The following is a 12,106-nucleotide window of genomic DNA, read 5'->3' on the forward strand; positions in this document are numbered from 1 at the left end:
CCAAGATGAATTCATTACCTCGGCGGGGTTGGTCAGTGCCAGCGCATCGTGAGCAACAACCCGGTGATCATGAAAGCGAACGCGATAGCGTAGTTCCACGGGCCGAGTTGCGCCATCCAATTCAGAGCGGCCGGCGCCTGGCTTCCGACGGCGGCCAATTGGAACACCATCAGCCAGACCAGCCCGATCAACATGAGGCCGACAAACAGACAAACGAACCACACGCTGGACGGTCCGACCTTCACTTTCACCGGTGTGCGGCTGACCGCGCTGACGGTGAAGTCGTTCTTCTTACGGACCTTCGACTTGGGCATTTGAATACCTCGGCATTACCTGAACAACGGGACGGGATGCGACGATAACGATGGCAGCTGCACGCATAGCTCGGCTACGAGACTAACTCACCTGGCACGGGGACCAGGAAATGGAGACTCGATGATTGACACGCGCCGCTCACCATGGCGCTTTGGGGTCCCGCTGGTGTGCGTGCTGGCCGGGTTGCTGCTCGCCGCCACGCACGGGGTGTCCGGCGGCGCCGAGATCCGCCGCAGCGATGCACCGCGCCTGGTCGACCTGGTGCGCGAGGCGCAGTCGTCGGTCGATCGGCTCCGGGCCCAGCGCGACGAGCTGGCCAACAAGATCGACTCCGCTCACGGCCGGTCGACGGACACCGCGCTCAAGGCGATGCTGCGACGCTCCGCGGAGCTGGCCGGCGAGGCGGGGCTGGACCCGGTGCACGGGCCGGGTCTGGTCGTGACCCTCCAGGACGCACAGCGCGACGCCAACGGCCGCTTCCCCCGCGATGCATCACCCGACGATCTGGTCGTGCACCAGCAGGACATCCAGGCCGTCCTGAACGCGTTATGGAGCGCCGGCGCGGAGGCGATCCAGATGCAAGACCAGCGGATCATTGCGACCTCGGTGCCGCGCTGCGTGGGTAACACGCTGCTACTCAACGGCCGCACCTACAGCCCGCCCTACACGATCACCGCGATCGGCGACGCGTCGGCCATGCAGGCCGCCCTGGCCGCCGCTCCCCTGGTCATCCTCTACAAGCAGTACGTGGTCCGGTTCGGCCTCGGCTATCGCGAAGAGGTCAAGCCCGACGTGCGGATTGCCGGCCATTCCGAACCGGTCCGGACGCACTTCGCGCAGCCGGCGGGCCCGGTGGGCTACTGAACCGGACGGTACCCTGACACGATGCGGATCCTGGTCGTCGACAACTACGACAGCTTCGTGTTCAACCTGGTGCAGTACCTCGGCCAGCTTGGCGTCGAGGCCGACGTCTGGCGCAACGACGACGCCCGCCTCTCCGACCAGACGGCCGTCGCGGCGCAGTTCGACGGCGTGCTGCTCAGCCCGGGACCGGGCACCCCGGAACGCGCGGGCGCGTCGATCGGCCTGGTTCGCGCGTGCGCCCAGCAGCGCACCCCGCTGCTGGGGGTCTGCCTCGGACATCAGGCGATCGGCGTCGCGTTCGGTGCCACCGTGGACCGCGCGCCGGAGTTGTTGCACGGCAAGACGAGCAGCGTATTTCACACCAATGTTGGTGTGCTGCGGGGGCTTCCGGATCCGTTCACGGCGACCCGGTACCACTCGCTGACGATCCTGCCCGAATCGCTGCCCGCGGTGCTGGAGGTGACGGCCCGCACCCGCAGCGGCGTGATCATGGGCGTGCGCCACACCGAGTTGCCGATCCACGGTGTCCAGTTCCATCCGGAGTCGATCCTCACCGAGGGCGGGCACCGCATGCTGGCGAACTGGCTTGGCTACTGCGGCTGGACGCACGACGACATGCTGGTGCGCCGCCTGGAAAACGAGGTCCGGGCCGCGGTCCGGCCCTATTTCCCGGACGCGGAGAACAACCCGCCGGCGGCTACTGGCCGAACTTCAGCGTGATGATCCCGTCCCGATTGCACCCGGCCCCGGCCGGCGGGTTCTGGTAGACGACCCGGTGCGACTGGGACCCGCCGGCGTCGACGTCGGGCCCCTTGTCCAGCCCCCCTGTCCAGCCCAGCGCGCGCAACCGCGGTTCGGCGTCCGTCCAGAACATGCCGGTCAGGTCGGGCATCACGAACTGGTTGCCCTTGGACACCTGAATCTCGATGATCGAGTCCACCGGAACCATCTGGCCCTTGGGCGGATTCGTGCCGATCACCTCACCGGCGGGCCGGGGGCTGTCCACCTGCGCCTGGGTGACTTTCGTGAAGCCATAGACCGTCAGGTTCTTCTGCGCGACGTCAACCGTCTGGCCGGCGACGTCGGGGACCTGCTTGTTCTCCGGTCCGGAGCCGACGATGACGGTGATCACGTTGGTGATCGCCGATGTCTGGTTGGCCGGCGGGTTGGTCCCGATGACCTTGCCCAGCAGCTCGGGGGTCGACGGGGAGTTCGCCTGCTTGAACTTGCTGAATCCGGCGGACTTCAGCTTGCTGACCGCGTCGCCGTAGCTCAGCGAGGAGACGTCGGGGACCTCGCGCTGCTCGGGGCCGGTGGACACGTTGATGGTGATCTCGTCGCCGGCGCTCACCGACGCGTTGGCGGCGGGGTCGGTGCCGATGACGTGGTCGGGCGGAACCGTCGAGTCGGGCTTCTGCAGGGTGCGCGTCTTGAAGCCCCGGTTTTGCAGTGCGGCAATGGCATCGGCGGACACCTGCCCGCGCATGTCGGGCACCTGGACATCACGGGTGCTGCCACCGAACGTGTTGAAGGCGATGACCACGACGATGGTCAGCACCGCCAGCACGGCGACCGCGACGACCCAGCGGCCGATGGAACCGCCGCGATCGCGGTCGGTGTCGTCGAGGGCCTGGCGCGGCAGCGGGTCGGTGCGCGGCCCGTGACCGGGGCCCGTCGAGGACAGGAACGAACTGCGCTCGGCGTCGGTGAGCACCTTGGGCGCCTCGGGTGGCTCACCGTTGTGCACCCGTACCAGGTCGGCGCGCATCTCGGCCGCGGTCTGGTAACGGTTCTCCGGGTTCTTGGCCAGCGCCTTGAGCACGACGGCGTCGAGGTCGGCGGAGATGCCCTCGTGCCGCTTCGACGGCGGCACCGGATCCTCGCGGACATGCTGGTAGGCGACCGCGACGGGTGAGTCACCCGTGAAAGGCGCTTCGCCGGTGAGGATTTCGTAGAGGACGCAGCCCAGCGAATAGACATCCGAGCGGGCGTCGACGGACTCCCCGCGGGCCTGTTCGGGTGACAGATATTGGGCAGTCCCGATCACGGCCGCGGTCTGGGTGACGCTGTTGCCGCTGTCGGCGATGGCACGCGCGATGCCGAAGTCCATCACCTTCACCGCGTTGGTGCTGCTGATCATGATGTTCGCCGGCTTGACGTCGCGGTGGATGATGCCGTTCTGGTGGCTGAAGTTCAGCGCCTGGCAGGCGTCGGCGATGATCTCGATGGCGCGCCGGGGCGGCAGCGGGCCGTCGGTGTGCACGATGTCGCGCAGGGTGACGCCGTCGACGTACTCCATCACGATGTAGGGCAGCGGGCCGGTGGGTGTTTCCGCCTCACCGGTGTCGTACACCGCGACGATGGACGGGTGGTTCAGCGCCGCGGCGTTTTGCGCCTCACGCCGGAAGCGCAGGTAGAAACTGGGATCACGGGCCAGATCGGCGCGCAGCACCTTCACCGCGACGTCGCGGTGCAAACGGACGTCGCGGGCCAGATGAACTTCAGACATGCCCCCGAAACCGAGGATCTCGCCGAGCTCATAACGGTCGGACAGGTGCTGCGGGGTGGTCATTGTGGTGTCTCATCAAGGGCCGGCAATGTGCTGGGTCCAGAGGGGGGAACCCAGTCATGTCCATGCGGCCTGCTCTGAAGTCCAGAATTACCTATGGTCCGGGGATCCGTCCAATCCAGGCGTAGACGCGGCGCGGATCCGCTGGGCGTCTTGCTCGCCGGGGGCGCCGTCGCCGGTGGCGTTCCGGTGTCGGTGACCGTCGGGGGCGCCGGCTGCTGGTTTTCGGTGCGGGAGTTGATGACGATGATCACCGCGATCAAGATGGCCAGCGCCCCCAGCACGCCGGCGGCCCACAGCAGCGCGCGCTGACCCGACGAGAACGTGCGCCGCGCCGGGGGCCGTGAACGCCCGGTCGACGGCCCGGAGCGACGGGGCGCCGCGGCGCGGCTGGGTCCGACGGCGGCGGAGCGGGTGTGCGGGCTGGACGGAATGGCGGCCGGCGAGGCGCGGCCGGGGGGCGGTGACTGGCTCGGCCGCGGCGGACGGCGACCGGCCCGGACGGCGGCGACGGCGTCGGCGAACGGTCCCCCGCTGCGATAGCGCATCTGGGGGTTCTTGACGAGGGTGATCTCGATGAGTTCCCGCACGTTGGGCGGCAGCTCGGCGGGCAGCGGCGGCGGAGGCTCCTTGATGTGCTTCATCGCCACCGTCAGCGCGCCGTCGCCGGTGAACGGGCGCTTGCCCGAAACCACCTCGTAGCCAACGACTCCCAGCGAGTAGACGTCGCTGGCGGGGGTCGCGTCGTGGCCCAGCGCCTGCTCGGGCGCGATGTATTGGGCGGTGCCCATCACCATCCCGGTCTGGGTCACGGGGGCCGCGTCGACCGCCTTGGCGATACCGAAGTCTGTGATCTTCACCTGGCCGGTAGGGGTGATCAAGATGTTGCCCGGCTTGACGTCGCGGTGCACCAGGCCGGCGGCGTGCGCGACCTGAAGGGCGCGGCCGGTCTGCTCGAGCATGTCGAGCGCGTGCCGTAACGACAGCCGTCCGGTGCGTTTGAGAACCGAGTTCAGCGGCTCCCCGTTGACCAGCTCCATCACCAGGTAGGCGGTGCGGCCCTCTCCGTCCAGCTGGCTCTCGCCATAGTCGTGGACCTGGGCGATTCCGGGGTGATTCAGCATCGCCGTGGTGCGCGCCTCGGCGCGGAACCGTTCGATGAACTCGGGGTCCTGGGAGAACTCCTGCTTGAGTACCTTGACCGCGACGCGCCGGCCCAGCCGGCTGTCGACCGCCTCCCACACCTGGCCCATGCCACCGGTGGCGATGAGGCGCTGCAGGCGGTACCGGCCAGACAGCGTCACACCAACTCGCGGGCTCATGGTCCTCCCTGTAGCGCGGCCTCGATCACCGCCCGGCCGATCGGTGCGGCGAGCGCGCCCCCGGTCGCGGACAGGCGGTCGCCGCCGTTCTCCACCAGCACCGCCACGGCAACCTTCGGCGTCTTCGCGGGCGCGAACGCGATGTACCACGCGTGCGGCGGAGTGTTACGCGGGTCGGTGCCATGCTCAGCGGTACCCGTCTTGGATGCAATCTGCACGCCGGGAATCGCCCCTTTCTGCTGTGCGACCTTCTCGGCGCCGACCATCAGCTCTGTTAGCTTAGCGGCGACCTGCGGCGACACCGCGCGGCGCTGTTGATACGGCGCGGTGGTGCTGATGTTGGAAAGGTCCGGTCCCTTGAGGCTATCGATCAGGTAGGGCTGCATCGTCACCCCGCCGTTCGCGATGGTCGCGGCGACCTGTGCGTTCTCGAGGGGGGTGAGCGCGACGTCCTTCTGGCCGATGCTGGACATTCCGAGCGCGGCGGCGTCGGGAATGATGCCGATGGTGGATTCGGCGACCTGAAGCGGGATGACGCTGGGCGTGGCGTCCAGCCCGAAGGAGTGCGCCATGCTGCGCAGCGCATCGGCCCCGGTGAGGATGCCCAGCTGGACGAACGCGGTGTTGCAGGACAGCGCGAACGCCTGGCTGAGCGACACGGTCGGCTCGTTGCCGCACGGGGTGCCGCCGTAGTTCTCCAAGGTGGCGGTGCTGCCGGGCAGCGGAATGGACGACGCCGCAGTCAGCTGCTCGGTTTCCGTCGCGCCGGCCTGCAGCGCCGCCGCGGTGGTGACGACCTTGAACGTCGAACCGGGCGGGTAGGTCTCAGCGATGGCGCGATTGGTCATCGGATTGTCGGGGTCGTCACGAAGCCGCTGCCACGCCTGCGATTGCACCCGGGAATCGTGCGACGCCAGCTGGTTGGGGTCATAGGACGGCGACGACACCATGGCCAGAATTTTGCCGGTGGACGGCTCCAGCGCGACGACGGCGCCCTTGCACGGCCCGCCGCAGCCCTGCTGCATGGCATCCCAACCCGCTTGTTGGACCCGCGGAACGATGGTGGTGTCGACGCTGCCGCCCCGCGGGTCGCGACCGGTGAAGAAGTCGGCCAACCGGCGCCCGAACAGCCGCTCGTCGGACCCGTTCAGCACCGGATCCTCGGTTCGTTCCAGGCCCGTGCTGGAGTAGCGCAGCGAGTAGAAGCCGGTGACGGGCGCGTACACCGCGGGGTCGGGATACACCCGCAGGAAACGGAAGCGGCTGTCGGTGGCCACGGAGTACGCCAGCAGCTGGCTGCCCGCGATGATCTGGCCGCGTTGCCGCGAATACTCGTCGAGCAGCACTCGCTGGTTGCGCGGGTCGGCACGCAGCCCGTCGGCGGCGAAGACCTGCGTCATCGTGGCGTTGAGCAGCAGCAGCACGACCAACGCCATCACGGTCACCGAGATCCGGCGGAGAGAGGCGTTCATACCCGCTCAATCACCTCGGTGCCGGCCGCCGCGATCGGCGACGTGTTGCGGGCGCGGGTACGCAGGGGTCGTCTGGCGCTGTGCGAGATGCGTGCCAGGATCGCCAGCAGGATGTAGTTCGCCAACAGTGAGGACCCGCCGTAGGACATCCACGGTGTGGTCAGCCCGGTCAGCGGAATCAGCCGCGTCACGCCGCCGACGACGATGAACAGCTGGATGGCCAGCGTCGACGCCAAACCCGCGGCCAGCAGCTTGCCGAAGCTTTCGCGCGTCGCGATCGCGGTGCGCAGGCCGCGGACGATGACGATCGTGTACAGCATCAGCAGGGCCGCCAGGCCCACCAGTCCGAGCTCCTCGCCGAAAGCGGCCATGATGAAGTCCGTCGACGCCGCCGGCACCGTGTCGGGTTGGCCGTTACCCAGCCCGGTGCCGAAGATGCCCCCGGTGGCAAAGCTGAACATCGCCTGCACGAGCTGATAACCGCTGCCGTCGGGATCGGAGAACGGGTCCCACCACATCTGGACCCGGACGCGGACGTGCGCGAACAGGAAGTACGCGACAACGCTCGCCGCGCCGAAGAGCACCAGTCCGATGACGACCCAACTGAGGCGCTGGGTCGCGAGATAGACCACCACCAGAAACGACGCGTAGAGCAATAGCGAAGTGCCGAGGTCTTTTTCGAAAACCATCACCCCGATCGAGATCACCCAGGCCGCCAACAGCGGCGCGAGGTCGCGTGGCCGGGGAAGGGTCAGGCCCATGAAATGCTTGCCGACGCTGGTGAACAGACCCCGCTTGGCGATCAGCACCGCCGAGAAGAAGATCAGCAGCAGGATTTTGGAAAACTCGGCTGGCTGAATTGAGAAGCCGGGCAAGCGAATCCAGATCTTGGCGCCGTTCTGTTCGGATAGGGACGACGGTAGCACCGCGGGAATCGCCAAGAAGATCAGGCCCGCCGCTCCGCAGATGTAGCCGTAGCGGGCGAGCTGCCGATGGTCCTTCAAGAACGTGATCACCAAAGCGAAGGCTGCCACCCCGACCACGGTCCATAGCAGCTGTTGGGTGGCGCTGGGGTGTCGGCGCCCGCTCAACTCGTTGTTGACGAGGTCTAGCCGGTGAATCATCACCAGGCCAAGCCCGTTGAGCAGCGCCACAATTGGGAGCAGCAGCGGGTCGGTGTAGGGGGCGAAGCGACGGATGGCCAAGTGCGCGCTGCCGAACATGACCAGGAAGATGAGCCCGTAAGTCACCAGGTTCCAGTGCAGGTCGCGATCCTGGTTTGCCTGGACGATGAGCAGCGCGGCAACTGTGATCAGCCCGGCGAAGCACAACAACAGCAGTTCGGCGTTGCGCCGAGTGGGCAGCGGAGGGGTGACCGCGACCGGCTGGAGTTGTTGTGTGGTCATGCCACCGCCCGGCAGTCGATGCCCGGCTTAGGTGGAGGCGGCGGGAGCGCGGTCACCGTCTGGGAAGTGGTGGGCGACGTGGTCGCGGGCGCGGTGTTAGCGGGGACGCTGGTCGAGGTGGTGCCGGTGGGCGGGGTGCCGCTCGAAGTGGTAGGGGGCGCAGTGGGATTCGGCTCTGTGGTGGTGCCCGTGGTCGTCGGGGCCTGCGGTCCCGGCGGCGAGGTGGCGCGGGGTGGCGGGCAGGGTGGTAGCAGGGAGCCGGCAGACAACTCACGCAACTGTCCGATGGCGTTGTCCAGGGTTCCGGCCGGCAACCCGGCCTGAACCTGCGCGCGTTCCGGCGGGCGCAAATCCTGCAGTTGCATGAGGCGGCAGTCCAAATGACCGCCGCTCTGACCGAAACTGATCAACGACAACTCGTTGCGGGCGTTGAGACAGCCGATCAAATAGGGCTCGTGCAGGGACATGCCCAGCAGCGATCCTTGGATGCCCCGCAGGATCGACACCATGCCGTTGTATTCGGCGACGTAATAGTTGCTGCGGATGATGGCCCGGCCGATGCCCAGGCCCGCAAGGATCAGCAGCACCATAAGCGTGACGACGATGGCCATCCGTCGTCGTGACCATCGCTGGCGCCGCGCCGGTTCCTCCTGTGCCGGAACGCGTTTGGCGACCTCGTCGCGCGGCCTGATGGCCGACGCGCGCCCGGCGGAGGTGTTGGGCAGGGTGGTCAGCTGGTCGTCGTCACCGGATACCGCGCCGGCCAGAATCGGTTGGGTTTGCCCGTAGTCGTAGTCGACGACGTCGGCGACCACCACGGTGACGTTGTCCGGTCCGCCGCCTCGCAGCGCCAATTCGATCAGGCGGTAAGCACTTTCGGCAACGTCGGGGATCTGCAGCGCCTCGTGGATGGTCTCGTCGCTGACCGGGTCGGACAGTCCGTCGGAGCACAGCAGGTAGCGATCGCCGGCGCGCGCCTCGCGCATGGTCAGCGTGGGCTCGACCTCGTGGCCCGTCAGCGCCCGCATGATCAGCGATCGCTGGGGGTGGCTGTGGGCCTCTTCCCGGGTGATGCGCCCCTCGTCGACCAGGGTTTGCACGAACGTGTCGTCCTTGGTGATCTGGACCAGCTCTCCGTCGCGCAGCAAGTAGCCACGCGAGTCGCCGATGTGCACCAGCCCAATCCGGTTGCCGTCAAACAGAATTGCGGTAAGTGTGGTGCCCATCCCCTCGAGGTCGGGTTCCATCTCGACCTGCGCGGCGATCGCCGCATTGCCCGATCGCACCGCGGAGTCGAGCTTGGCCAGCAGGTCGCCGCCGGGCTCGTCGTCGTCGAGGTGGGCCAGCGCGGCGATCACCAGCTGCGAGGCCACCTCACCGGCCGCGTGACCGCCCATCCCGTCGGCCAGGGCCAGCAGCCGGGCGCCGGCGTAGACAGAATCTTCATTGTTGGCGCGTACCAGGCCGCGGTCGCTGCGGGCGGCATATCGCAGGACCAGGCTCACGGGCGCAACTCAATCGCCGTTTTGCCGATCCGAATCGGCGTTCCGATGGGAACCCTTACCGCAGTCGTCACCTTCGCCCTGTCAAGGTAAGTGCCGTTGGTCGATCCTAGATCCTCTACGTACCATTCGGAGCCGCGCTGAGACAGCCGGGCATGCCGCGTCGAGGCGTAGTCGTCGGTGAGCACCAGGGTGGAGTCGTCAGCGCGGCCGATCAACACCGGCTGCCCGCTCAGAGTGATACGAGCCCCCATCAAGGCCCCCTCGGTTACCACCAGATAGCGTGCGGCGGTGCGGCGCTGGCGTGCGGGCAACAGGGTGCCGCGCAACGCCAAACCGCGACGCACCATGACAGCCCCCGTGGGCGCGTAGATGTCGGTCCGCAGGATCCGCAACACGGACCAGATGAATACCCATAACAACATTAAAAATCCGGCGCGCGTCAGCTGCAGTACTAGTCCCTGCATCTGGCGTCCTTTCCGTCCTGGCGCCGCACCCCCGTCGCGCCCGTGACACCGAGCACATCAGCAACGTCACGATACTTGGGCGGCCGTCGCCGGGGGGCGAAGCACGCAGCTTTGAGCCCGGTGCGTCTAGTGGATGCGAACGATGATCTCCGAGTGGCCCAGACGGATGACGTCGCCGTCGGCCAGCTGCCACTCCTGTACCGGCGCGTTGTTGACGGTGGTGCCGTTCGTCGAGTTGAGGTCGGACAGGAGCGCGACCTGCCCGTCCCAGCGGATCTCCAGGTGGCGCCGCGACACCCCGGTGTCCGGCAACCGGAACTGGGCGTCCTGGCCGCGGCCGATGATGTTGGAGCCCTCGCGCAGCTGGTAGGTCCGGCCGCTGCCGTCGTCGAGCTGCAGGGTCACGGCCGTGCCGGCGGCCCCATAGCCGCCCTGGCCGTAACCGCCGTAGCCCGCGCCCGCCGGCTGCCCGTAGTCCGCCGCGCCGTAGTCGGCCGGCTGGCCGTACTCCGGGGCCTGGCCGTACTCGTAGTCGCGGTGTTGCGTCTCGGGGTATCCGCCGCCCTGCGGGGCATAGCCACCGCCCGGGACGCTCTCGGCGTATTGGGTGTAGTCGCCCGCGCCGTACTCCTGCTGACCGCCGTATCCCCCACCCTGCTGGTAGCCCTGCTCGTATCCGCCGCCCTGGTCGGGATAGGCCGGCCGCTGTTGCTCGGGCGCGCCCTGCGGGGCCGGCGGCGCATAGCCGCCCTCCTCCGGACGAGCCGGGCCGCGACCGTATTCGCCGTACCCACCGCCGTAGCCCTGCTGGCCACCGCCGGGCTGGCCGCCGCCGGGTGGGCCGTAGCCGCCACCCTGGCGGTAGCCCTGGTCGTAGCCTTGCCCGCCGTAGCCGCCGCCGGGGGCGGGCGGACGCTGCTCGTACGACGGCGGGTAGCCGCCGCCCTGCCCTTGGTCGGGGTAGCCGGCCTGTCCTTGGTAGCCGCCCTGCTCGGGGTAGCCACCTGGTGGCGGGTAGCCGCCCTGCTCGGGGTGGTAGCCACCGCGCTGTTCTTGGTAGCCGCCCTGCTCGGGGTAGCCACCTGGTGGCGGGTAGCCGCCCTGCTCCGGATAGCCGGCTTGCTCGGGGTAGCCGCCGCGCTGGTCTTGGTAGCCGCCCGGTGGGGGGTAGCCGCCCTGCTCCGGCGGGCGGGGCGGCGGGTAGCCGCCCTGCGGCGGGTAGCCACCCTGCTCGGGTGGATAGCCACCACGCGGGTCGGGTCCGCCCTGCGGCTCCGGGCCGCGCTGCTCGTCCTGCGGGCGCCCATAGCGGTCGTCGTAGTACTCGTCGCCGGGCCGCCCCTGCCCCTGACCACCGCGGTAGCTCGAATTGTCAGTCATTGCTGCTACTCCTCGTTCTGCGCCGAACGCGTGAATTGATTGTGGCCGGGGCGGATGGTTGACGGTCGGGCGGGGCTCGACATCAGGATTGACAGCACCGCGGGTGCGGTACTGACCGGTATGCAGGCTCGACGACTGCTCGAACCGGACGACCACATCACCATACGTTTGCCACCCCTGTTCATAGATATAGTCGGCCAAGTACCTCGCGAAAGCGCTCGACGTGGGATTCCGGTCGGCGCCGACCTTCGCAAAGTCGTGCATACCGAGGGTAATGATGTATTCGTTGGGGGCCAAAAGACGATCGCCCTGAAGCGCGCGGACACCGCCCTCGGCTTCCCGGCGCAGTAGCGCTTCAACCTCTTGCGGGACGATCGATCCGCCGAACACGCGGGCGAACGCGTTGTCCACGGTCGCCTCGAGCTTGCGCTCGATGCGTTGCACGAGCCCCCGTTGGCTACTCATGTTTCAGCGCTCGCCCGCTGCTGTCGTGGTGTGTCGCGGGCGCGAGGCAAACGGGCCGCCCGCGTGTTGTATCACCCCCGCATGGTATCGGGACACCGGCAGGCCGCGGCACCGTGGGAATTCTGAGAATCGAATACGTCCAGCTCAGAGCCGTGTGGCGGGGCGGTCGGCAGATGGGAACGACGGCCCGGGACCGCGGCGGCGATTGGGGCGCACGGCTATTAAAGTGATATGGTCCATCGGTTGATTTCCCGGGCGAGTGGCGGAATGGCAGACGCGCTGGCTTCAGGTGCCAGTGTCCTTCGGGACGTGGGGGTTCAAGTCCCCCTTCGCCCACCAAGAGT

The 12,106-nt window shown here is 68.0% G+C and carries 10 protein-coding genes and 1 tRNA gene; 3 read left to right on the forward strand and 8 right to left on the reverse strand.

What is annotated here, in order from left to right; translation table 11 throughout:
* Positions 1 to 32 precede the first annotated feature (32 nt).
* Positions 33 to 314, reverse strand: coding sequence for a cell division protein CrgA (gene crgA, locus AC5Y5E_RS23725; RefSeq protein WP_066917062.1), 282 nt, complete (start codon positions 312 to 314; stop codon positions 33 to 35).
* Between the two features lie 121 nt (positions 315 to 435).
* Here crgA and AC5Y5E_RS23730 point away from each other — a divergent pair, with 121 nt between their 5' ends.
* Both AC5Y5E_RS23730 and AC5Y5E_RS23735 read left to right on the forward strand, forming a co-directional pair.
* A complete protein-coding gene (locus AC5Y5E_RS23730) occupies positions 436 to 1,179 on the forward strand; it encodes a DUF881 domain-containing protein (RefSeq protein WP_499905465.1) in 744 nt (247 codons plus the stop codon).
* A gap of 21 nt (positions 1,180 to 1,200) precedes the next feature.
* A complete protein-coding gene (locus AC5Y5E_RS23735; protein ID WP_499905467.1) occupies positions 1,201 to 1,899 on the forward strand; it encodes an aminodeoxychorismate/anthranilate synthase component II in 699 nt (232 codons plus the stop codon).
* Here the strand turns inward: AC5Y5E_RS23735 and pknB are convergent.
* The 7 genes from pknB to AC5Y5E_RS23770 all read right to left on the reverse strand — a co-directional run bounded on the left by pknB (position 1,877) and on the right by AC5Y5E_RS23770 (position 11,762).
* The gene (gene pknB / locus AC5Y5E_RS23740; protein ID WP_499905468.1) at positions 1,877 to 3,751 is read right to left on the reverse strand and encodes a Stk1 family PASTA domain-containing Ser/Thr kinase; all 1,875 of its coding nucleotides are present in this window, start codon (positions 3,749 to 3,751) and stop codon (positions 1,877 to 1,879) included. The genes AC5Y5E_RS23735 and pknB overlap by 23 nt on opposite strands.
* Positions 3,748 to 5,070, reverse strand: a complete 1,323-nt coding sequence (locus AC5Y5E_RS23745; protein WP_499905469.1) for a serine/threonine-protein kinase — start codon at positions 5,068 to 5,070, stop codon at positions 3,748 to 3,750. The genes pknB and AC5Y5E_RS23745 overlap by 4 nt, the downstream gene beginning before the upstream one ends.
* Positions 5,067 to 6,542, reverse strand: coding sequence for a D,D-transpeptidase PbpA (gene pbpA / locus AC5Y5E_RS23750; protein ID WP_499905471.1), 1,476 nt, complete (start codon positions 6,540 to 6,542; stop codon positions 5,067 to 5,069). Before pbpA ends, AC5Y5E_RS23745 begins: the two co-directional genes overlap by 4 nt.
* Entirely contained in the window at positions 6,539 to 7,948 is a 1,410-nt protein-coding gene (locus AC5Y5E_RS23755; RefSeq protein WP_499905472.1) for an FtsW/RodA/SpoVE family cell cycle protein, read from the reverse strand. Before AC5Y5E_RS23755 ends, pbpA begins: the two co-directional genes overlap by 4 nt.
* Positions 7,945 to 9,453: a PP2C family protein-serine/threonine phosphatase gene (locus AC5Y5E_RS23760; protein WP_499905474.1), complete on the reverse strand. Its 1,509-nt coding sequence runs from the start codon at positions 9,451 to 9,453 to the stop codon at positions 7,945 to 7,947. The genes AC5Y5E_RS23755 and AC5Y5E_RS23760 overlap by 4 nt, the downstream gene beginning before the upstream one ends.
* Complete coding sequence (locus AC5Y5E_RS23765; RefSeq protein ID WP_067007303.1) at positions 9,450 to 9,917, reverse strand: FHA domain-containing protein FhaB/FipA; 468 nt, start codon at positions 9,915 to 9,917, stop codon at positions 9,450 to 9,452. The genes AC5Y5E_RS23760 and AC5Y5E_RS23765 overlap by 4 nt, the downstream gene beginning before the upstream one ends.
* Before the next feature lie 126 nt (positions 9,918 to 10,043).
* Positions 10,044 to 11,762 (reverse strand): FHA domain-containing protein, encoded by a 1,719-nt coding sequence (locus AC5Y5E_RS23770; RefSeq protein ID WP_499905476.1) that lies wholly within the window; start codon positions 11,760 to 11,762, stop codon positions 10,044 to 10,046.
* Positions 11,763 to 12,015: 253 nt separating this feature from the next.
* Here AC5Y5E_RS23770 and AC5Y5E_RS23775 point away from each other — a divergent pair.
* Positions 12,016 to 12,101: transfer RNA gene (locus AC5Y5E_RS23775), tRNA-Leu, on the forward strand.
* The last annotated feature ends 5 nt before the right edge of the window (positions 12,102 to 12,106 follow it).

The organism is Mycobacterium sp. NGS54 (assembly GCF_059812465.1).